At 33.3% G+C, this 21,039-nt stretch carries 20 protein-coding genes and 1 rRNA gene; 19 read left to right on the top strand and 2 right to left on the bottom strand.

Features of this window, described 5'->3' with window-relative positions; all coding sequences use genetic code 11:
* Window positions 1-81: ribosomal RNA gene (gene rrf, locus LQ668_RS12465) — 5S ribosomal RNA — on the top strand; the annotation flags it as partial.
* 89 nt (window positions 82-170) lie between these two features.
* Window positions 171-2,057: an FUSC family protein gene (locus LQ668_RS05195; protein WP_119634220.1), complete on the top strand. Its 1,887-nt coding sequence runs from the start codon at window positions 171-173 to the stop codon at window positions 2,055-2,057.
* Window positions 2,058-2,093: 36 nt separating this feature from the next.
* Here LQ668_RS05195 and pdxR read toward each other — a convergent pair whose 3' ends face one another.
* A complete protein-coding gene (gene pdxR, locus LQ668_RS05190) occupies window positions 2,094-3,479 on the bottom strand; it encodes a MocR-like pyridoxine biosynthesis transcription factor PdxR (protein WP_107509266.1) in 1,386 nt (461 codons plus the stop codon).
* Window positions 3,480-3,589: 110 nt separating this feature from the next.
* On the opposite strand from pdxR, the gene pdxS reads away from it, so the two are divergent.
* Both pdxS and pdxT read left to right on the top strand, forming a co-directional pair.
* On the top strand, window positions 3,590-4,477 hold the full coding sequence (gene pdxS / locus LQ668_RS05185) for a pyridoxal 5'-phosphate synthase lyase subunit PdxS (protein ID WP_078357754.1): 888 nt from the start codon (window positions 3,590-3,592) through the stop codon (window positions 4,475-4,477).
* A gap of 1 nt (window position 4,478) precedes the next feature.
* Entirely contained in the window at window positions 4,479-5,057 is a 579-nt protein-coding gene (gene pdxT / locus LQ668_RS05180) for a pyridoxal 5'-phosphate synthase glutaminase subunit PdxT (protein ID WP_078357755.1), read from the top strand.
* Between the two features lie 170 nt (window positions 5,058-5,227).
* On the opposite strand, the gene LQ668_RS05175 is transcribed toward pdxT, so the two are convergent.
* The gene (locus LQ668_RS05175; RefSeq protein WP_078357756.1) at window positions 5,228-6,448 is read right to left on the bottom strand and encodes a NupC/NupG family nucleoside CNT transporter; all 1,221 of its coding nucleotides are present in this window, start codon (window positions 6,446-6,448) and stop codon (window positions 5,228-5,230) included.
* A 174-nt stretch (window positions 6,449-6,622) separates the two neighbouring features.
* Here LQ668_RS05175 and LQ668_RS05170 point away from each other — a divergent pair, with 174 nt between their 5' ends.
* The 15 genes from LQ668_RS05170 to LQ668_RS05100 all read left to right on the top strand — a co-directional run bounded on the left by LQ668_RS05170 (window position 6,623) and on the right by LQ668_RS05100 (window position 20,995).
* Window positions 6,623-7,084, top strand: a complete 462-nt coding sequence (locus LQ668_RS05170) for a CtsR family transcriptional regulator (protein WP_078357757.1) — start codon at window positions 6,623-6,625, stop codon at window positions 7,082-7,084.
* Window positions 7,085-7,098: 14 nt separating this feature from the next.
* A complete protein-coding gene (locus tag LQ668_RS05165; RefSeq protein ID WP_078357758.1) occupies window positions 7,099-7,635 on the top strand; it encodes an excinuclease ABC subunit B in 537 nt (178 codons plus the stop codon).
* Complete coding sequence (locus tag LQ668_RS05160) at window positions 7,636-8,640, top strand: protein arginine kinase (RefSeq protein WP_078357759.1); 1,005 nt, start codon at window positions 7,636-7,638, stop codon at window positions 8,638-8,640.
* A gap of 19 nt (window positions 8,641-8,659) precedes the next feature.
* Window positions 8,660-11,122, top strand: a complete 2,463-nt coding sequence (locus LQ668_RS05155; RefSeq protein WP_107509267.1) for an ATP-dependent Clp protease ATP-binding subunit — start codon at window positions 8,660-8,662, stop codon at window positions 11,120-11,122.
* Window positions 11,123-11,275: 153 nt separating this feature from the next.
* Entirely contained in the window at window positions 11,276-12,646 is a 1,371-nt protein-coding gene (radA, locus tag LQ668_RS05150) for a DNA repair protein RadA (protein ID WP_078357761.1), read from the top strand.
* 22 nt (window positions 12,647-12,668) lie between these two features.
* Window positions 12,669-13,727, top strand: a complete 1,059-nt coding sequence (locus LQ668_RS05145; RefSeq protein ID WP_119634221.1) for a PIN/TRAM domain-containing protein — start codon at window positions 12,669-12,671, stop codon at window positions 13,725-13,727.
* A gap of 1 nt (window position 13,728) precedes the next feature.
* Entirely contained in the window at window positions 13,729-14,415 is a 687-nt protein-coding gene (gene ispD / locus LQ668_RS05140; protein ID WP_078357763.1) for a 2-C-methyl-D-erythritol 4-phosphate cytidylyltransferase, read from the top strand.
* Complete coding sequence (gene ispF / locus LQ668_RS05135; protein ID WP_078357764.1) at window positions 14,408-14,887, top strand: 2-C-methyl-D-erythritol 2,4-cyclodiphosphate synthase; 480 nt, start codon at window positions 14,408-14,410, stop codon at window positions 14,885-14,887. Before ispD ends, ispF begins: the two co-directional genes overlap by 8 nt.
* Before the next feature lie 15 nt (window positions 14,888-14,902).
* On the top strand, window positions 14,903-16,357 hold the full coding sequence (gene gltX, locus LQ668_RS05130; protein WP_078357765.1) for a glutamate--tRNA ligase: 1,455 nt from the start codon (window positions 14,903-14,905) through the stop codon (window positions 16,355-16,357).
* Between the two features lie 255 nt (window positions 16,358-16,612).
* Window positions 16,613-17,254, top strand: a complete 642-nt coding sequence (gene cysE / locus LQ668_RS05125; protein ID WP_078357766.1) for a serine O-acetyltransferase — start codon at window positions 16,613-16,615, stop codon at window positions 17,252-17,254.
* The gene (gene cysS / locus LQ668_RS05120; protein ID WP_078357767.1) at window positions 17,238-18,641 is read left to right on the top strand and encodes a cysteine--tRNA ligase; all 1,404 of its coding nucleotides are present in this window, start codon (window positions 17,238-17,240) and stop codon (window positions 18,639-18,641) included. Before cysE ends, cysS begins: the two co-directional genes overlap by 17 nt.
* 13 nt (window positions 18,642-18,654) lie before the next feature.
* The gene (locus LQ668_RS05115) at window positions 18,655-19,044 is read left to right on the top strand and encodes a Mini-ribonuclease 3 (protein WP_237687753.1); all 390 of its coding nucleotides are present in this window, start codon (window positions 18,655-18,657) and stop codon (window positions 19,042-19,044) included.
* The gene (gene rlmB / locus LQ668_RS05110; RefSeq protein ID WP_078357769.1) at window positions 19,037-19,783 is read left to right on the top strand and encodes a 23S rRNA (guanosine(2251)-2'-O)-methyltransferase RlmB; all 747 of its coding nucleotides are present in this window, start codon (window positions 19,037-19,039) and stop codon (window positions 19,781-19,783) included. The genes LQ668_RS05115 and rlmB overlap by 8 nt, the downstream gene beginning before the upstream one ends.
* Complete coding sequence (locus tag LQ668_RS05105) at window positions 19,783-20,301, top strand: NYN domain-containing protein (protein ID WP_239775921.1); 519 nt, start codon at window positions 19,783-19,785, stop codon at window positions 20,299-20,301. The genes rlmB and LQ668_RS05105 overlap by 1 nt, the downstream gene beginning before the upstream one ends.
* Window positions 20,302-20,380: 79 nt before the next feature.
* Window positions 20,381-20,995, top strand: coding sequence for a sigma-70 family RNA polymerase sigma factor (locus LQ668_RS05100; RefSeq protein WP_107509268.1), 615 nt, complete (start codon window positions 20,381-20,383; stop codon window positions 20,993-20,995).
* The last annotated feature ends 44 nt before the right edge of the window (window positions 20,996-21,039 follow it).

Here is a 21,039-nt window from a genome sequence, read left to right as displayed (position 1 = left end):
CCATGCCGAACACAGAAGTTAAGCTCTTTAGCGCCGATGGTAGTTGGGCTTACGTTCCGCGAGAGTAGGACGTTGCCGGGCAAATATTTATAAATGGATGCGATGAGCCGCACTCGAGACCTGTTAGGTCTCTTTTTTTTGTTTAAAAATTCTAGGAGGGAGATAATAAAATGAAAAAGTATTTTGAAGTTATGTTTAAAGTAGATAAGAAGAAATTAGGAACCAAAAAAGCCATTTTGCAAGCTATTATTGTGTTTATTATTTTAGCAAGCAGTGTGCTTTTTGGGAGATTTGATCTTGGTCTAACCGCAGTGTTAGGATCCTTTAGTAATATTTATGTATTTAATGGCTCTTATCCCTCTAGAATAAGAAAAGTTATTGTTGTTTCGATTATGTTAAGTGTTTGTTTAATGTTAGGTACATTAACTATTACTATTCCGTTTTTATATGCATTAATTTTAGGCTTAATTGGTATGATTGCTCACTTTATTTTAAAAGCATTTCAAATACCAGGACCATCTTCAGTGTTCTTTGTTTTGACATATAGTGTTGCTTCAATTATGCCTATTATGCCAGAAGATTTTCTTAATAGAGGTTTACTTGTATTATGTGGGGGACTTGTAAGTACTCTAGTTATTATAGTTGATGCTATTTTTAATCATAAGAAGCCTGAAATAGAAAGTGTATTAAATATTTATAAAAATCTAGCATATTTAACTAAAAATTTTAATGGTAAGACATTTGATGATGCTCGAAGTGACACATTGAGTTCTATACATTACGCAACTAATACATTAACAACAGCTAATGCGTTTTGGAATAAAAATAAAGATTATAATCGCTTGTTGCAGTTAAAAGGTAGAGCTGAAGCAATGTGGTCTAGTTGTTTAGAATTATCATCTAAAGGTTATGAGGTTTTGCCGGTTGAAATAAGCGAATCTTTAGAATACATTTGTAACAGAATTGAAGGAAAGAATACATTGGAATACAGCTCAATTGTTTATGATGGAGATGACGTTTACTTAAGTGAGTTGGCTGATTTGATAAATAATACAGTTAAGATGCTAAACGAATCTGATTTGCAGATAGATAAACAAATTAATTATAAAAAACCTATGTATTCAAGAATTATTCAAGAAAATTTATCTAAAGATTCTCTAGTACTTATGTCATCAATGCAATACGGCATTATACTATTTACTTCAGTAATCATAGCATTTGGTTTAGGCTTTGAAAGAGCTTATTGGATACCAATTTCTTGTTGTTCAGTGTTGTTAGGGTCATCTTCTTTATCAACTATACAAAGAGCACTTCAAAGAACTGTAGGTACAATTTTAGGAATGCTTGGTGCAGTTATAATCTTAGCCTTTGAACCAAATGCATGGACAATCGTTATATTAATGACAATATTAATGGCCACAGCTGAATTGTTAATCGCATTTAATTATACGTTCGCTATAATGTTCATTACACCAAATGTACTATTAATGTCAGCAGCAATAACAAATCAATTTGATACGTATTTAGTTGTCCCAAGAATTACAGATGTTATTATCGGGTCAGCTATAGGTTTAATAGGTGTATTAATAGTAGGAAGAAATCATGCTTCTAAAAAATTACCTAAATCAATAAATAACACTTTAAGATTACAAGCAGATATATTACACACTCTATTTTCATCAAATAAATATCATGATAATATTGTAGGTCCAACGATTATTACAGAAATGCATACAGAAATCATGAATACTAAAGCGATGTATCAAGCTGCTTTAAATGAAATGGATAACGACATAAAAAAAATAGAATATGTATATCCAATCATATTTACTGTAGAACAATTAGCATTTACATTAGAAAGAGCATTTGAGCACGGTAATATTAGTACTTTATCAGATAGAGATATAGGACTTTACTTAACTACTTATGAAAACATATGTAAAAAGGTATTATTTGATACAAGTTATAAACCAATTGAATTGCCATATTTAAAGGAATTTACTAGTATTCGAGCTGAACTAATGAAATTACAAAGTTTAAGTAGCGATAAATCATAAGAGGATGAGACAATTAATTTGTCCCATCCTCTTAATTTACGTTAAACAAGTGATTAATGCATTAATATGATCTTTTGCATCCTCGATATTTATGCCTCCGAAACCTAATACAAAGTTCGGTGTGTTATCTGTTTTTTTGAAATGATAGTGAGAGAGGGGTTTGATATCTATATCAAAGTCTTTTGTTTTATTGATACATTCTTCTAATGTTAACCCATTTATGACAGTTAAAATAAAATGCATGCCGGTCATCTCTCCTGAGATAACAAAAGTTTCTGGATGTTGTCTCAGTTCTTCCAAAATAATGTCTCTTTTATTTCTATATATCTTCCTCATGCGATTAAGATGTCTCTCAAAGTGTCCTTCGTTCATAAACTTACTTAATATATATTGAGTATGTCTTGGTACAGTACCGCCTTCTATATTCGTTTTCTTTTGATATACTGATACCAAACTTTTAGGAAGAACGGCATATGCTACACGTAAAGAAGGTGTGATTGATTTAGAGAAAGTACTAACATAAATTACACTGTCTGAGTTATCTAAACTTTGAAGTGCTGGTATGGGTCTTCCACTATATCTGAATTCTGAGTCATAGTCATCTTCAATTATGTATCGATTGGATTTCTCTGACGCCCATTTTATGAGTTGCGTTCGTCTTTTTAAATCCATTATCACACCAGTTGGAAATTGGTGACTTGGTGTAATGTAGACAACATCATAATCGATCTTCTTAATTTGTTCTATATCTATTCCATTCTCAGTAACGGGTATAAATTCAAATGGAACGTGTTTTCTTTTAAGCAAATTCCTTACTTGTTTATAGAGAGGATCTTCTATCATATATTTAGAGCCTGAAATAATATCAGTGATGATAGATAATAGTTGCTCGGTAGATGACCCTACAATAATTTGTTGTGGTGAACAATTTACACCTCGACTATGGAATATATAATGCCCAATTTCTTTTCTTAAATTAATATCTCCTTGTTTATGACCACTGTCTAAAAGATGAATTTGTTGTTCATCGAATGCTTCTTTCGCATATTTTCTAAAAAGATCATTTGGAAAATGCACTTTATCTATTGCACCTAGTTTAAAACTATATTGATAGCTTATTTCATCTTGCACGTTTTCGTCAGGGACTTTAGATTTATAAGTTACAGGCAAGTTTACAATATCATTTATATAATAGCCTGATCGATTTTTACTGTAAATATAACCTTCATCGCTTAGAAGTTGATATGCATGTTCAATGGTTGTTTGACTAACAGACAAATAGTTACTTAGTTGTCTTTTTGAAGGTAGTTTTTCATCACGTCTCATCACATCATTTATAATATTTTGTTTAATATTTTCATAAAGTTGTTGGTAAATTGGAAGAGAAATATTTCTATTAATATTAAACATAAGCATTTCCATTTTGTTAACCTCAAATCTGACCACTTATTTTTTGGTAAATCTGACTCTTTTACCGGTTCAGAATTTAGTATAACCTACTAATAAGCGATTTAAAAGGAGGAATTTTTAAGATGTCAAAGATTACTGGTTCAGATAAAGTTAAAAGAGGTATGGCAGAAATGCAAAAAGGTGGCGTGATCATGGATGTGGTGAACGCTGAACAAGCTAAGTTAGCTGAAGAAGCTGGTGCTGTTGCTGTAATGGCATTAGAACGAGTTCCATCTGATATTAGAGCTGCTGGTGGCGTAGCAAGAATGGCTGATCCACGTATAGTAGAAGAAGTAATGAATGCAGTTTCAATTCCCGTTATGGCAAAAGGTAGAATCGGTCATATAACAGAAGCACGCGTTCTAGAATCAATGGGCGTGGATTACATAGATGAGTCAGAAGTGTTAACACCTGCTGACGAAGAGTATCACTTAAAAAAAGATGATTTTACAGTACCATTTGTATGTGGTTGCCGTAACTTAGGTGAAGCTGCTCGTAGAATTGGTGAAGGTGCAGCAATGTTACGTACGAAAGGTGAACCGGGTACAGGTAATATTGTAGAAGCTGTTCGTCATATGAGACAAGTTAAATCTGAAGTGCGCAAATTAGTGGTCATGAGTGATGATGAGATTATGACTGAAGCGAAAAATATTGGTGCACCATATGAAATCTTAAAAGAAATTAAAGACTTAGGTCGTCTACCAGTTGTAAACTTTGCTGCAGGAGGCGTTGCAACACCAGCTGATGCGGCATTAATGATGGAGCTTGGAGCTGATGGTGTATTCGTAGGTTCAGGTATTTTTAAATCAGAAGCACCTGAAAAATTTGCAAAAGCTATCGTTCAAGCAACTACACATTATCAAGATTATAAATTGATTGCTGAACTATCAAAAGAATTAGGGCCAGCTATGAAAGGTTTAGATATCAATCAATTATCATTAGAAGAACGTATGCAAGAGCGTGGATGGTAATATGAGAATAGGTGTTTTAGGCTTACAAGGTGCAGTAAGAGAGCATATTAAGCATATAGAACAAGCTGGACATGAAGGTATTATAATTAAGACTGTAAACCAGTTAAATGAAATAGATGGTCTTGTATTACCAGGTGGAGAATCAACGACTATGCGAAGATTAATGGATTTATATCATTTCACTGAAACACTCAGGAATAGTGACTTACCAATGTATGGTACATGTGCAGGACTTATACTGTTAGCGAAGGAAGTAGTAGGTCAGGAAAGTCATTTGAATAAATTAAATGTAGTTGTTGAAAGAAATTCCTTTGGTAGACAGGTGGATAGCTTTGAACAGAAATTAGATGTAGAAGGTATAGAAGAAGCGGTTAATGCAGTCTTTATACGTGCTCCTCATATACAATCAGCTCGTGAAGGAGTAGAAGTATTATCTACAGTTGAAGATAGAATTGTAGCCGTCAGACAAAATCAATACTTAGGTATATCTTTCCACCCAGAACTTACAGATGATTATAAGATTATGAAATATTTCATAGAAGAAATTGTTGAACAGTATCAAGTAAAACAACCACATTAAAATAAAAATCATTTTGGCATTTTTTTTGCGCACGCTTTCCGCAAGCATGCACGAACAAAATCGTAAACTTCATAAAAAAATAAGCATATCACTGTAAACTTTAAAAAATCAGTTCAGTGACATGCTTATTTATTTTGTGTTGGGATTTATGTCCCAACCTCCTTACTTTATTATAAGAAGAATCCAGCGATTGTTGCTGATAAGAATGATACAAGCGTAGCACCGTATAATAATTTTATACCAAAGCGTGCAACGTTATCCCCTTGTTTATCATTTAATGATTTTACAGCACCAGCGATGATACCAATTGATCCAAAGTTTGCAAATGAAACTAAGAATACAGAAATGATACCATTTGCTCTTTCAGAAATATCTGCCTCAGGTAAAATACCCATTGCTACGAATTCGTTTGAAAGAACTTTTGTTGCCATGATACTACCAGATTGTACTGCATCTGCCCATGGAATACCTGCTAAGAAAGCAAATGGTGCAAATACAAATCCAATTAAAGTTTGGAAGTCCCAAGAAACTGAACCACCAGAAACAAATGAGAAGATATTAGATGTAACACCATTTAAAAGACCAATTAATGCTACATAACCGATTAACATAGCTGCAACGATAACAGCTACTTTGAAACCGTCTAAAATATATTCTCCTAACATTTCGAAGAATGACTGTTTTTCTTCTGATTCTTGAATCATAATGTCATCTTCTTTAGGATCTACTGTATATGGATTAATGATTGAAGCCATAATAAATCCACCAAATAAGTTTAATACAATTGCTGTTACAACATATCTTGGTTCAACCATTGTAAAGTACGCTCCGATAATGGATGCAGAAACTGTTGACATAGCTGAAGCAGTTAATGTGTACATACGATGTTTAGGAATTAAAGGAAGTTGTTTCTTAATTGAAATAAACACTTCTGATTGACCTAAAATCGCAGATGCAACTGCATTATATGATTCTAATTTTCCCATACCATTTATTTTAGAAATAACTAATCCTAAATATTTAATGATAAGCGGTAATACTTTAATATATTGTAAGATACCAATAAGTGCTGAAACAAATACGATTGGCATCAATACATTAAGGAAATAAACTGAAACAGGTTTGTCGGACTTTGGATCAATATTTGCCATACCGTCAAACACAAAATTTATCCCTTCCATAGCTTTTGCTATGATATAACTAAATCCATTCGAAATGCCACCTATGATAGTTAATCCACCTGTTGTTTTTAATAATAAGAAAGCAAATATAAACTGGATTACAATCATTAATCCTATATACTGCCATCTGACACGCATTTTATCTGAACTTACAATCCATGCTAGAAATAGGAATAATAAGATACCGATAATCCCGATAATATAATGCATAATTGACACACCTTTCCCCTAAAATTCTCTCTTTGATAACCTACTTTACATGATAACTCATTTCTTTTGAAAGCGGTATATTTTTTTGAATATTTTTAGAGAAACAAATTAATTGAAATAATAAAGTACAAAACATATAATATAGTCAAAGAAGGTCAAAAGAGGTGATGATTAATGCACAATATGTCGGATATCATTGAGCAATACTTAAAGCAATTGCTGGAAGAGGCTCAAGGTGATGTCGTTGAAATAAAACGTGCGCATATTGCTGAAAAGTTTGATTGTGTACCTTCCCAGTTAAACTATGTTATAAAAACAAGATTTACTAATGAGCACGGTTACGCTATTGAAAGTAAAAGAGGCGGTGGAGGTTATATTCGTATTTCAAAAGTCGAGACGAATAATCAATCAGCATTTATTAGACATTTAATAGATTTGACAGGTGATCAAATATCACAAGCAAATGCATTTAGAATCGTTGACGGATTATTTCAAAATGACTTAATTACGGATAGAGAGAAAAAAATGATTGTTCAAACGCTTCATAGAGATACATTACAAATAGAAATACCATATAGAGACATCATTCGAGCAAATATATTGAAACGTATACTTGCCGTTATACATTATAGTTAAAAAGGAGTGACAGTATGCTTTGTGAAATTTGTGGTAAAGAAGAAGCAACAATTCAATTAACATCGGCTGGTAAGAAACATAAAACTGAACAGTGGATTTGTAAAAACTGTGCTTCAGAACATTTTTATTTCCAAGATGATCAAATGAATGACCAAAATTTAGATCAGGAATTTGTAGTGAATCAATTTTTACAATATCTTGTAGGGAAGCACGGTATTAACTTTAAACAAGTTCAACCACAAGAAGAAAAGCACTGTCCTACTTGTGGTATGACGTTAACTGATATTGCTAAAGTAGGTAAGTTCGGTTGTCATGACTGTTATGAAACATTTAAAGATGATGTACCTCAAATTATTAGAAGAGTTCAAGCAGGAAGTGGTGAACATACAGGTAAAATACCTGTTTCATCAAGAAGTAAAATTCAACTTAAGCAACAAATAGCTGAAAAAGAAAAAATCTTACAAGGTCTAATTGAAGAACAAGCTTTTGAAGATGCTGCTATTGTGAGAGATGAAATTAAAGCTTTGAAAGCAGAAGGTGAGGTCAAGTAGATGGAAGAACATGTTAATGAACATATTAGCGATTGGATGAAAGGTACAGACGATACGCCAATTGTAATGAGTTCCAGAATAAGACTTGCTCGAAACCTTCAAGACGAAGTTCATCCGCTCAAATATGAAGATGACGAAACAGGAAGTCATGTAATTGATAAAGTTAGTAAGGCATTATCAAATTTAAAACTTACAAAGTTATCTGATTTAAGTGAACTTGAGCAAAGTAAGTTAGTATTTAAACATTTAATTAGCCCAGCACTTATGAAACAGAAATTTGGTGCAGTATTATTAAATGAAGATGAATCAACAAGTGTCATGATTAATGAAGAAGACCATGTAAGGATACAAGTAATGGGCAACAATCTTGTGTTAAATGAGCTTTATGACACAGCATCTAAATTAGATGATGAGTTAGACAAACATTTAACTATTTCATATGATGAGCAACATGGATTTTTAACAACATGTCCAACTAACATTGGGACAGGCTTAAGAGCAAGTGTAATGTTGCATTTACCTGGACTCAGCATTATGAAACGTATGAAAAGAATTGGCCAAGCAATAAATCGATTTGGTTATACAATTAGGGGTATATATGGAGAAGGAACTGGTGCCTTAGGTCATGTATATCAAATATCAAATCAATTAACACTCGGTAAGACTGAGGAAGAAATCATTGAAGATTTAACACAAATTGTTGAACAGATTATTAGCGAGGAAGAACAAATTCGACAAAGACTTGATAGATTTAACTATATGGAAACGAAAGATAGAGTACATCGTGCCAAAGGTATCTTAAAGTCAGCTCGGTTAATATCTGTTGAAGAAGCGTCACTTAGGTTAAGTGAAATGAAACTTGGTATCGATTTAGGTCATATCGAGAGCAATAACTTTAATTTTGATAATTTAATGGTTACAATACAAACACCATTCTTTGAAGGTGAAGACTCGAAACAATCAATAGATGAAAAGCGAGCAACCTTTTTAAGAGAACACATATAAAAAAATAGGAGGTTAGTTTATGCTATTTGGTAGATTAACAGAACGTGCACAACGCGTATTAGCACATGCACAAGAAGAAGCAATGAGATTGAATCATTCAAATATAGGAACAGAACATTTATTATTAGGCTTAATGAAAGAACCAGAAGGCATTGCAGCTAAAGTATTAGATGCATTTGGAATTACTGAAGAAAAAGTAACTAAAGAAGTTGAAAATTTAATTGGTCAAGGACAAGAGCAAGTAGGTGCTATTCATTATACACCTAGAGCTAAAAAAGTAATCGAATTGTCTATGGATGAAGCAAGAAAGCTTAATCATACATTTGTAGGAACAGAACATCTTTTATTAGGACTTATTCGTGAAAATGAAGGTGTCGCAGCTCGTGTATTTGCTAACTTAGACTTGAATATCACAAAAGCAAGAGCACAAGTTGTAAAATCTTTAGGTAGTCCAGAGCAAGGATCTAAAAATGCACAAACGACTAAAAACCAAGCAACACCTACTTTAGATAGTTTAGCAAGAGATTTAACAGTTATTGCTGAAGATGGCACTTTAGACCCAGTTATTGGACGTTCAGACGAAATAACAAGAGTTATAGAAGTGTTAAGTAGAAGAACGAAGAACAATCCAGTCCTAATCGGGGAACCTGGTGTAGGTAAGACAGCAATTGTCGAAGGTTTAGCACAAGCTATCGTACAAAATGAAGTGCCTGAAACATTAAAAGGTAAAAGAGTAATGTCACTTGATATGGGTACAGTAGTTGCAGGTACTAAATATCGTGGTGAATTTGAAGAAAGATTGAAAAAAGTAATGGAAGAAATTCATCAAGCTGGTAACATCGTGTTATTCATTGATGAGTTACACACACTTATTGGTGCTGGTGGTGCAGAAGGTGCTATTGATGCATCGAATATCTTGAAACCTGCATTAGCGCGTGGTGAACTTCAATGTATAGGTGCTACAACTTTAGATGAGTATCGTAAATATATTGAAAAAGACGCAGCGTTAGAAAGACGTTTCCAACCAGTTAAAGTTGATGAGCCAAATACTGAGGATTCAATTTCAATCTTAAAAGGTTTAAGAGATCGCTATGAAGCTCATCACCGTATCAATATTTCAGATGAAGCAATTGAAGCGGCTGTTAATATGAGTGATAGATATATTTCTGATAGATTTTTACCAGACAAAGCAATCGATTTAATTGATGAAGCAAGTTCTAAAGTGAGACTTAGAAATTATACGACACCACCAAGTCTTAAAGAACTTGAGTCAGAATTAGAAACAGTTAAGAAAGAAAAAGATGCAGCTGTACATTCTCAAGAGTTTGAAAATGCTGCTAACTTAAGAGATAAACAAACTAAACTTGAAAAACAGTTAGAAGATACGAAAAACGAATGGAAAAAAGCACAAGGTGAGAAAAACACTTGTGTAACTGCTGAAGACATTGCTGTAGTAGTAGCAAACTGGACAGGTGTTCCAATTACGAAATTGAATGAAACTGAATCAGAACGATTATTAAACTTGGAATCTATACTTCATGGACGTGTAATTGGTCAAAATGATGCAGTCGAATCTATTTCTAAAGCAGTAAGACGTGCAAGAGCAGGATTGAAAGATCCTAAGAGACCTATTGGTAGCTTTATATTCTTAGGCCCAACAGGTGTAGGTAAAACTGAACTTGCCCGCACATTAGCAGATGCAATGTTTGGCGAAGAAGATGCAATGATAAGAGTTGATATGAGTGAGTTTATGGAGAAACACTCTGTCAGTCGATTAGTAGGTTCTCCTCCAGGTTATGTTGGACATGATGATGGTGGCCAATTAACTGAAAATGTAAGACGTAAACCTTACTCAGTGATATTATTTGATGAAATTGAAAAAGCTCATCCAGATGTATTTAATATCTTATTACAAGTGTTGGATGACGGTCACTTAACTGACTCTAAAGGTCGTAAAGTAGACTTTAGAAATACTGTTATTATCATGACTTCAAACGTTGGTGCTCAAGAACTACAAAATGCTAAATTTGTAGGCTTTGGTGCAAAAGAAAGTGGTCCTGATTATGAAACAATTAGAAAAACAATGATGGATGAATTGAAACAACAATTCAGACCAGAATTCTTAAACCGTGTGGATGATATCATTGTATTCCACAAACTAGAAAAATCACATCTTAAAGAAATTGTTGCTAAGATGGCAGGTAACTTAACTAAACGCTTATCTGAACAAGGTATTCACATTACACTTTCAGATTCAGCACAAGATAAAATTGCTGATGAAGGATTTGACCCTGAATATGGTGCGAGACCATTAACTCGTGCTATTCAGAAAAATGTCGAAGATAACTTGAGTGAGTTGATTTTATCTGGTCAAGACTTAGTTGGTAAAGATGTTCTTGTGGATTATAGAGATGACGAATTCAAATTTGATTTATCAGACCATAAAGAAAATGAAGCAAAAGAAGAAACTTCTAAAGCATAATATTAAAATATAATTTTAATATTATAATGAGTCCGCAGACTATTAATATCAATAGTTTGCGGACTTTTAAATTTGTTTGAAAGTATATTAATTTGTTTTTACAGTCAGTCAAGTTTAAAATATAACTATTCAATTAATACGGAGGTAACATGGATGGCAAAAAAGAAAGTAGTATTTGAATGTTTAGCCTGCGGATATCAATCTCCTAAATGGATGGGGAAATGTCCAAATTGTGGGACATGGAATCAAATGGAAGAATCTATAGAACATAAAGAAACTAAAGGACCTAAAAATACATTTAAGTCAGATGTTCCGGCTCAGAAAATAGAAAAATTAAAAGATGTTAAAGAAGAAAACACACCTAGAATAAAGACTAAAATTAATGAATTTAATCGTGTATTAGGAGGAGGAGTCGTAGAAGGTTCGCTTGTATTAATAGGTGGTGACCCTGGGATTGGGAAATCTACATTACTATTACAAATTAGTGCTGCATTATCTCAACAAAAAAATGTACTATATGTGTCAGGTGAAGAATCTGTAAGACAGACTAAATTAAGAGCAGAACGTTTAGTAGAAGATTCAGGTGAATTAAATGTTTATGCTGAAACGAATTTAGAGATTATACATAGTATGGTTCAAAAAGTAAAACCAGACTTATTGATTATTGATTCTATTCAAACAGTTTATCATCCTGAAGTAACTTCAGCGCCAGGTTCGGTATCTCAAGTTAGAGAATGTACACAGAATTTAATGCATATTGCTAAACAGATGAATATCGCAACATTTATAGTAGGACATGTAACTAAAGATGGACAAATAGCTGGTCCAAGATTATTAGAACATATGGTTGATACAGTTTTATACTTTGAAGGTGATACGCATCATGCATATCGTATATTAAGAGCAGTTAAAAACCGTTTTGGCTCAACAAACGAAATGGGTATTTTTGAAATGAAACAAACTGGTCTGAATGAAGTAACAAACCCTTCAGAAATGTTTTTAGAAGAAAGAACGAAACACGTATCAGGTTCAACGATTGTTGCTACAATGGAAGGTACGCGACCTATATTAGTTGAGGTGCAAGCACTTGTCACGCCTACAACTTTTCATAATCCTAGAAGAATGGCTACTGGCATAGATCATAATAGATTAAGTTTATTAATGGCAGTACTTGAAAAGAAAGAGAATTTTTTATTACAACAACAAGACGCATATATTAAAATTGCTGGAGGCGTAAAGCTAAGTGAGCCTGCAGTAGACTTAAGTATTATAATAGCGATAGCATCAAGTTTCCAAGACAAGCCAACAAAAGGAGACGATTGTTTCGTAGGTGAAGTCGGTTTGACTGGTGAAGTGAGAAGAGTCGCAAGAATTGATCAAAGGGTCCAAGAAGCGGCTAAATTAGGATTTAAACGCATTATAATACCGAAAAATAATATCAAAGGTTTAGAATTTCCTGAAGGCACTGAAGTAATTGGTGTATCAACTACAAGAGAAGCATTGAAAATTGCTTTTAATGCATAATTAACCATAAGGAGGTTACCGTATGAAAATTTTAAAGGGATTAATTATATTATGTTACTTAGTCATAGGTTCCTCACTTGGTATCATGGTAATTCCAGAACTGATTAATGCATTTAGTATTCAACCTGAACAAGTATTAACTAATCCATACATTGATGGCTTAATTGGAGCAGTCGCTGTTTTCTTATTGTTTGGATTTTTAATAGACAAAATAGTATACATGGCCGATCAAGGAGAAAAGTATTTATTAAAAAGGAGTATTCTTGAAATATTTTTCGCTACTGTTGGTGTCATGATTGGTTTAATGATTGCGGTTATGGTTTCATTCATATTAGAAATGATTGGTGCACCAGTCTTGAAACATATTTTACCAATAATTATTGCTGCTTTTTTATGTTATTTAGGTTTTCAGATTGGGTTGCAAAAACGTGAAGAAATACTGCGATTATTTCCAGAAAGTATATCAAATTCATTAACGCGACAAACAACTTCAAGATATGCAAAAATTTTAGACACAAGCGCTATTATAGATGGTCGTATTTTAGATGTTGTAAAATGTCATTTCATAGATGGCGAAATACTTGTTCCACAAGGCGTTATTGAAGAATTGCAAGTAATTGCTGACGCTAAAGATAGTGTTAAGCGAGATAAAGGACAACGTGGGTTAGATATTCTTAATGCACTTAAAGAGACGGATTTTTCAATTTCAATTATTGAAACGACTTCAACACATAAAGATGTTGATGCTTTATTAATTACTTTGGCTAAACGTTATCAAGCTAGTATTATTACAACAGATTATAATTTAAATAAAGTCTGTGCTGTGCAAGGTATAAAAGTGCTTAATGTTAACGATTTGTCTGAAGCTATTAAACCAGTCATACATCAAGGAGATATCTTCGATTTATTGATTACGAAGATTGGTAAAGAAGATGATCAAGGTGTTGGGTATTTAGATGATGGCACAATGGTTGTCATTGAAAAAGGTAGAGAATATATTGGCAAAACAATTGCTGTAGAAGTGATGAGTTTATTACAAACTTCCTCGGGTAGAATCATATTTGCGAAGAAGGTGTCATAATTTGGGATTTACAACGATTATACCAGCTGCTGGACAAGGTAAAAGAATGGGAGCTGAGATAAATAAATTATTCCTAGAAATCAATGGAGAAACAATTATTAGAAGAACGGTTTCAGTTTTCCAAGAAATAGAGGAATGTGAACAAATTTTTATCGCCGCACATCCAGAAGAAGTTCATTTAATGGAAGCACATTTGAAAGACTTTAATAAAGTTGCTGGTGTTATCCCTGGTGGTAAAGAAAGACAGCATAGCATCAATGAAGTATTGAAAGTGTTAATCGATACAGAAGTTGTTATGGTTCATGATGGTGCACGACCATTTATTACACAAGAGAAAGTTAAGCAGCTTTATCAAGAAACTTTAAAAAATAATGCTGTTATTTTAGCTGTACAAGCTAAAGACACAATCAAGAAAGTGATCGATGGTGTTGTAGAAGAAACATATGATCGATCGACTTTGTGGCAAGTACAAACGCCACAATCATTCAGTAGGCATGTCATTTTAAAAGCATATAATTTAGCTGAAGAACATGATTTTGTAGGTACTGATGATGCTTCATTGGTAGAGAGAGCAGGTTATAAAGTACATATTACAAATGGTGATTACGATAATATCAAAATTACAACTCACGAAGACTTGATAATTGCAGATTCAATATTAGAAAGACGAGGTATTTGTGATGTATAGAATAGGTTATGGTTACGATGTTCATGAATTTGACCAAACACGTCCGCTTATTATAGGTGGTATTGAATTAGAACATTCGCATGGATTAAAGGGACATAGTGATGCTGATGTATTGCTTCATGCAATTACGGATGCTATTCTCGGTGCTGCAAGTCTTGGTGATATAGGTAAACTGTTCCCTGATACCGATCCAACATTTAAAAATGCAGATTCAAAGTTGTTATTAAGAGAAGCTTATAAACAAGTTTTGAAAAAGGGATATAAACTTGGAAATGTAGATGCTACAATTATAGCTGAACAACCAAAATTTAGACCCCACATTGATAGAATGCGAGATGTCATTGCTTCAATATTTGAAGTGTCTATTGAAGATGTAAATGTGAAAGCGACTACTAATGAAAAATTAGGATTTCTAGGAAGAGAAGAAGGCATACAAGCGCAAGCTGTGGTATTATTAACAAGTAAAGAATAAAACAGGAGTGAGACGATGAGTAACAAAGTAAGAGTAAGATACGCGCCAAGTCCGACTGGTTACTTACACATCGGTAACGCAAGAACCGCATTATTTAACTATTTATTTGCTAAACATTATGATGGGGACTTTGTTATACGTATTGAAGATACAGACATAGCCAGAAATTTAGAAGACGGAGAAGCGTCACAATTTTCTAATCTTGAATGGTTAGGTTTAGGTTGGGATGAATCTGTTGATAAAGATGGAGGATACGGTCCATATCGTCAATCAGAACGCGGGCACATATATAAACCACTGATAGAGCAACTATTAGCTGAAGATAAAGCTTATAAATGTTATATGACTTCAGAAGAATTAGAAGCTGAACGTGAAGAACAAATCGCTAGAGGAGAAATGCCTCGATATGGTGGGAAACACGCACATTTAACTAAAGAAGAACAAGAAGCATTTGAAGCTGAAGGCAGACAACCAAGTATTCGTTTCAGAGTACCACAAAATACTGAATACAAATTTGATGATATCGTTAAAGGCGAAGTTGCTTTTGACTCAAATGGTATTGGTGACTGGGTAATCGTTAAAAAAGATGGTATACCAACTTACAACTTTGCTGTTGCAATTGATGATTATTATATGGAAATTTCTCACGTTATTCGTGGTGATGATCATATTTCAAATACACCTAAACAGCTGATGATATATGAAGCGTTAGGCTTTGCACCACCAAAATTTGCACACATGACGTTAATCGTTAATGAAGACCGCAAAAAATTAAGTAAACGTGATGGACAAATTCTACAGTTTATTGAACAATATAAAGATTTAGGTTATTTACCTGAAGCAATCTTTAACTTTATTGGATTATTAGGATGGTCTCCAGAAGGTGAAGAAGAAATCTTCTCTAAAGAAGAATTTATTAAAATATTCGACGAAAAACGTCTTTCTAAATCACCTGCATTCTTTGATAAGAAAAAATTAGAGTGGATTAATAACCAATACATGAAAGAAAAAGATTCTGAAACAGTATTCGAAATGACAATTCCACATATGGTTAAAGCTGGTATGTTATCAGAAAGTCCTTCAGAAGCTGAATTAACTTGGGCAAGAGATTTAGTAGGTTTATATCAACAACAAATGAGCTATGCAGGTGAAATTGTTCCGTTATCTGAACTATTCTTCAGAGAACATCTTGATTTCACAGAGGAAGCGCAAGAAGTCTTAGATGGTGAACAAGTACCAACTGTAATGGCTGAGCTTGCAAAACAACTTGAAACTTTAGAGCCATTTGAACCAGCTGAAATAAAAAAATCTATTAAAGCAGTACAAAAAGAAACAGGAATAAAAGGTAAGCAATTATTTATGCCGATTCGTGTTGCTGTTTCAGGTCAAACACATGGCCCAGAGTTACCTAATACAATTGCATTATTAGGTAGAGATAAAGTACTAGCAAGATTAAAACGTTTCGTTTGATTTTTTTAGAATAAGAATCTATTATAAAAATGACTTAAAGGACAAGTAGTTTGGATAATGTGAAATTAGAGAGTACATGGTTGCTGAAAATGTGCCACATTATATAATCGAATGCACCTTTATTACACAAGCATAATATATTGATATTTAAATGAGTGAGCATTTTCTAATGCTAAAAAGAGTGGAACCGTGCAAAAAGGCACCTCTAGCAATTATTGTTAGAGGCGCCTTTTTGTTATCTGAGGGGGGATTTAAATGTTTAAAAGAGTCAAAGATGATATTCAAATGGTATTCGATCAAGACCCAGCAGCAAGATCTTCATTTGAAATCGTTATGACTTACTCAGGACTACATGCTATATGGAGTTATTTAATCGCGAATTGGTTTTTTAAGAAAAAAATGTATTTTATTGCAAGATCGATATCGCAAATATCTCGTTTTTTTACTGGTGTAGAAATTCATCCAGGAGCAACTATAGGTAGTAGATTGTTTATCGACCATGGTATGGGAATTGTAATAGGTGAAACATGTAACATTGGAAATAATGTGACGATATACCAAGGTGTGACACTTGGAGGGACAGGTAAAGAGCGAGGTAAGAGACACCCTGATATAGGTGATAATGTCTTAATTGCTGCAGGAGCAAAAGTACTTGGCAACATAGAAGTAGGAAGTAATGTGAACATTGGAGCGAACTCAGTCGTGTTGAAAGATGTTCCGGATTACTCAACAGTTGTTGGTATACCAGGTAGAATCGTTAAACAAGATGGATTGAAAGTCGGTAAAAACTTTAATCATACGAAGTTACCAGACCCTATATACGAACAATTAAAAGAATTAGAACGTCAACTTGAAAAGACGAAGAATGGAGAGATTGTTGATGATTACGTTATATAATACGTTAACGAGGCAAAAGGAAGAATTTATTCCCATTGAAGAAGGAAAAGTAAAAATGTATGTGTGTGGCCCAACTGTTTATAACTACATTCATATTGGAAATGCGAGAGCGACAGTTGCATTTGATGTAGTAAGAAGATATTTAGAATATCGTGGGTATGATGTTCAATACGTATCTAATTTCACTGATGTTGATGATAAGTTGATCAAGACAGCCAATGAATTAGGTGAAACTGTACCTGAAATTGCAGATCGATTTATAGAAGCATTCTATGAAGATACAGGCGCACTAAACTGTAAACGAGGCACAGCTAACCCTAGAGTTATGGATCATATGGACGATATCATTGCTTTTATAAATGTACTTGTGGAAAAAGGATATGCATATGAAAGTGGCGGAGACGTATATTATCGTACACGACGTTTTGATGGATATGGTAAGTTAAGTCATCAATCCATAGATGATTTAAAAGTTGGTGCAAGAATTGAAACAGGTGAACAAAAAGAAGACGAATTAGATTTCACGCTATGGAAACAAGCTAAACCTGGTGAAATTAAATGGGATAGTCCATGGGGAGCAGGTAGACCAGGGTGGCATATAGAATGTTCTGTAATGGCTCAAGTTCATTTAGGTGATACGATTGATATTCATGCTGGTGGAACAGACTTGCAATTCCCGCATCATGAGAATGAAATAGCACAATCTGAAGCACATAATGATAAGACGTTTGCTAATTATTGGATGCATAATGGATTTGTAAACATAAATAACGAAAAAATGAGTAAATCATTAGGAAACTTTATTTTAGTTCATGACATCATTAAAGAAATTGATCCTGATGTATTAAGATTCTTTATGGTTGGTGCACATTATAGAAACCCAATTAACTATGATTTAGATCTTGTTCAAGCAGCGAATAAAGGTTTAGAGCGAATTCGTAATAGTTATAAATCTTTAGTAGACAGAGAAAAATTCGCACTACAAGATAAAGATGAAACAAATCAATATATGGAAAGCATCAATCAAACGTTGAAAGATTTTGAAACGTATATGGATGATGATTTCAACACTGCTAATGCTATGACTGCATGGTATGATTTGAATAAATTGGCGAATAAATACTTGTTAGAAAATACGACATCAACTCAAACGATTCAACATTTTAAAGAAGTTTATCAAATTTTCAGCGATGTATTGGGCGTGCCTTTAGTTGGTAAAGAGCAAAATGAACTACTAGACGAAGAAATCGAAGCTTTAATCGAAGAACGTAATGAAGCGAGAAAAGCTAAGAACTTCCAAAGAGCTGATGAAATTAGAGATGCTTTAAAAGAACAAAATATTATTCTTGAAGATACAGCACAAGGTGTGAGGTTTAAACGTGGATAAATTAACAGTGAAAATGTTAAATCCTTTATCTTTAGCTTATATGGGAGATTCTATTTTAGACACTTATGTTAGAAAACATATTATCCTTAAAATTAAAGGCAAGCCGAATCGTCTCCATCAATTGTCAAAACAATATGTTTCAGCAAAAGGACAAGCATATGTACTTAATGTATTGATAGAAGAATCATTCTTTAATGAAGAAGAGTTAGAAATCATACAACGTGGTCGAAATGCGAAAAGTCATACTAAAGCTAAAAATACCGACATTCAAACTTATAGAAAAAGTTCGGCAATTGAAGCGGTTATTGGATATTTGTTTTTGATAGATGAAATAGAGCGTCTAGAAGAATTAGTTAATAAAATGATTGAAATTACAGAAGAAAGGGTGAGTACAAATGGATGAATCAGTTATTGTTGGTAGACATGCAGTAAAAGAAGCGATAACTTCAGGGCACACAATTAATAAAGTGCTTATTCAAGAAGGCATCAATAAGAAACAAATCGGTGAGATTTTAAAACTTGCAAAATCTGAAAAAATTGTTGTTCAGACTGTTCCTAAATCAAAAATTGATTATTTAACAGATGTTCCTCATCAAGGTATTGCGGCACAGATTGCACCGTATCCTTATAAGGAATTGGAAGATTTTATTTCAGAAACGAAAGATATTGACCACCAACCTTGTCTATTAATGTTAGATGGTTTGGAAGATCCACATAATTTAGGGTCAATTATGAGAACTGCTGATGCTATCGGTATTGATGGAATTATCATACCGAAAAGAAGGTCAGTTCAATTAAATGCAACTGTAGCTAAAGCATCAACTGGTGCTATTCAACATGTTCCAGTGATTCGAGTTACGAATTTGCCACAAACAATTGAACGTCTTCAAGAAGTAGGATATTGGGTTGCAGGTACGGATGCACAGAATGCAACAGATTATCGTCAAATGGATGCTGGAATGCCGCTATTGATTGTTATTGGTAGTGAAGGTGAAGGCATGAGTCGATTAGTTAAAGAAAAGTGTGATTTTTATATTAAATTACCAATGGTTGGTCATGTTAACAGCCTTAATGCATCAGTTGCAGCAAGTCTATTAATGTATGAAGTTTACCGAAAAAGGCACCCTATAGGTCAGTCGTAATGAAAGATATCTATTTAATTATCGATGGCTATAATTTAATAGGACAGTCAAACGAATTATCTTTAATTGCTCAAGTTTCTTTAGAAGAAGCAAGAGATAAACTGTTAATCACACTTATTAATTACAATACACAACATGATGGTGAAATGATTGTTGTTTTTGATGCTTATGGAGTAGAGGGTACAGAATCTATTGAAATTAAACACGGCGTAAAAGTTGTTTACACAAAAGGTAAAGAAACTGCGGACAGCTACATTGAAAAATTAACATACGAACTATATCGTAAGCACATTACACATATAACCGTCGTAACAAGTGATATGAGTGAGCAACATGCTATTTTCGGTTCAGGAGCATATAGAATTTCTTCAAGAGAAATGTGGTCAACGATTGCTAACCAAGAATCTGTAATTACGAAGCGGTTATCCGAAATAGAAACAAAAACACCTAGAAACAGGTTGGACTTACCAGATGAAGTATTAGAACAATTTGAAAAATGGCGACGAAATCACAAGTAAACTTTATTTTTTGAAGTTTGATTAAAAAGTATAGCGCTCTGTAAAATATGGTCAACACCTATGATAAGGAATGAACATCATGAATGACATATTTACAGATAAGCAACTTCTAAAATGGATTCATGCTATACAACAAGGGAATACAGAAGTGTTTAGCCAGTTGTTAAACGTTTTTGAAAAAGACATTACTAAAAGGTTGAATACTTTAAGTTTAACTCATGAAGATAAAGAAGATATCGCGCAAGTTATCAGATATAAAATATATAAACAAGTACTGACTTTTGATTGCCAACAAGATGATTCTTTTGTGCATTGTGTGAACGTTATTATTAAAAATGCTAAGATTGATTATATACGTAAAATGAAAAGCGAAAAGTATAAACTGCATACAGAGTCGCTCAGTATAGATGAAAATAAAAAAGAAGCGTATAGTTTAGTAGAGCGTATTTATGATACTAAAGCTCAGTCATTTGAAGAGATGCTGTTAACAGAAAGTACACTAATATATTTAATGGAACGAAAAAAGTTAACTAAAATGGAAGAAAGCGTAGTAAAATTAACTTTGCAAGGAAGAACGAAAAAAGAAATCTCAAAAGAACTCGATGTACCTGTGAAACATATATATAACGCACAATACCGATTAAAAAAGAAGTTCAATAGAGCTGAATTTAATTCAGCTCTGTTTGACAATTAGGTGTTTTGTTTTGTATATTAATCTAGGATTAGAATGAATTAGGT

This window comes from Mammaliicoccus sp. K-M42 (genome assembly GCF_022386375.1).
In the GTDB taxonomy this organism is placed as follows: domain Bacteria; phylum Bacillota; class Bacilli; order Staphylococcales; family Staphylococcaceae; genus Mammaliicoccus; species Mammaliicoccus fleurettii.
Note: the sequence above shows the minus strand (reverse complement) of the source record. Positions and strands in the feature narration are given on the sequence as shown.

Bases quoted from the DNA above. Each gene is read 5' to 3' on its own strand.
- LQ668_RS05195 (WP_119634220.1), top strand. From the start codon at position 171: ATGAAAAAGTATTTTGAAGTTATGTTTAAAGTAGATAAGAAGAAATTA.
- pdxR (WP_107509266.1), bottom strand. From the start codon at position 3,479: ATGGAAATGCTTATGTTTAATATTAATAGAAATATTTCTCTTCCAATT.
- pdxS (WP_078357754.1), top strand. From the start codon at position 3,590: ATGTCAAAGATTACTGGTTCAGATAAAGTTAAAAGAGGTATGGCAGAA.
- pdxT (WP_078357755.1), top strand. From the start codon at position 4,479: ATGAGAATAGGTGTTTTAGGCTTACAAGGTGCAGTAAGAGAGCATATT.
- LQ668_RS05175 (WP_078357756.1), bottom strand. From the start codon at position 6,448: ATGCATTATATTATCGGGATTATCGGTATCTTATTATTCCTATTTCTA.
- LQ668_RS05170 (WP_078357757.1), top strand. From the start codon at position 6,623: ATGCACAATATGTCGGATATCATTGAGCAATACTTAAAGCAATTGCTG.
- LQ668_RS05165 (WP_078357758.1), top strand. From the start codon at position 7,099: ATGCTTTGTGAAATTTGTGGTAAAGAAGAAGCAACAATTCAATTAACA.
- LQ668_RS05160 (WP_078357759.1), top strand. From the start codon at position 7,636: ATGGAAGAACATGTTAATGAACATATTAGCGATTGGATGAAAGGTACA.
- LQ668_RS05155 (WP_107509267.1), top strand. From the start codon at position 8,660: ATGCTATTTGGTAGATTAACAGAACGTGCACAACGCGTATTAGCACAT.
- radA (WP_078357761.1), top strand. From the start codon at position 11,276: ATGGCAAAAAAGAAAGTAGTATTTGAATGTTTAGCCTGCGGATATCAA.
- LQ668_RS05145 (WP_119634221.1), top strand. From the start codon at position 12,669: ATGAAAATTTTAAAGGGATTAATTATATTATGTTACTTAGTCATAGGT.
- ispF (WP_078357764.1), top strand. From the start codon at position 14,408: ATGTATAGAATAGGTTATGGTTACGATGTTCATGAATTTGACCAAACA.
- gltX (WP_078357765.1), top strand. From the start codon at position 14,903: ATGAGTAACAAAGTAAGAGTAAGATACGCGCCAAGTCCGACTGGTTAC.
- cysE (WP_078357766.1), top strand. From the start codon at position 16,613: ATGTTTAAAAGAGTCAAAGATGATATTCAAATGGTATTCGATCAAGAC.
- cysS (WP_078357767.1), top strand. From the start codon at position 17,238: ATGATTACGTTATATAATACGTTAACGAGGCAAAAGGAAGAATTTATT.
- LQ668_RS05115 (WP_237687753.1), top strand. From the start codon at position 18,655: ATGTTAAATCCTTTATCTTTAGCTTATATGGGAGATTCTATTTTAGAC.
- rlmB (WP_078357769.1), top strand. From the start codon at position 19,037: ATGGATGAATCAGTTATTGTTGGTAGACATGCAGTAAAAGAAGCGATA.
- LQ668_RS05105 (WP_239775921.1), top strand. From the start codon at position 19,783: ATGAAAGATATCTATTTAATTATCGATGGCTATAATTTAATAGGACAG.
- LQ668_RS05100 (WP_107509268.1), top strand. From the start codon at position 20,381: ATGAATGACATATTTACAGATAAGCAACTTCTAAAATGGATTCATGCT.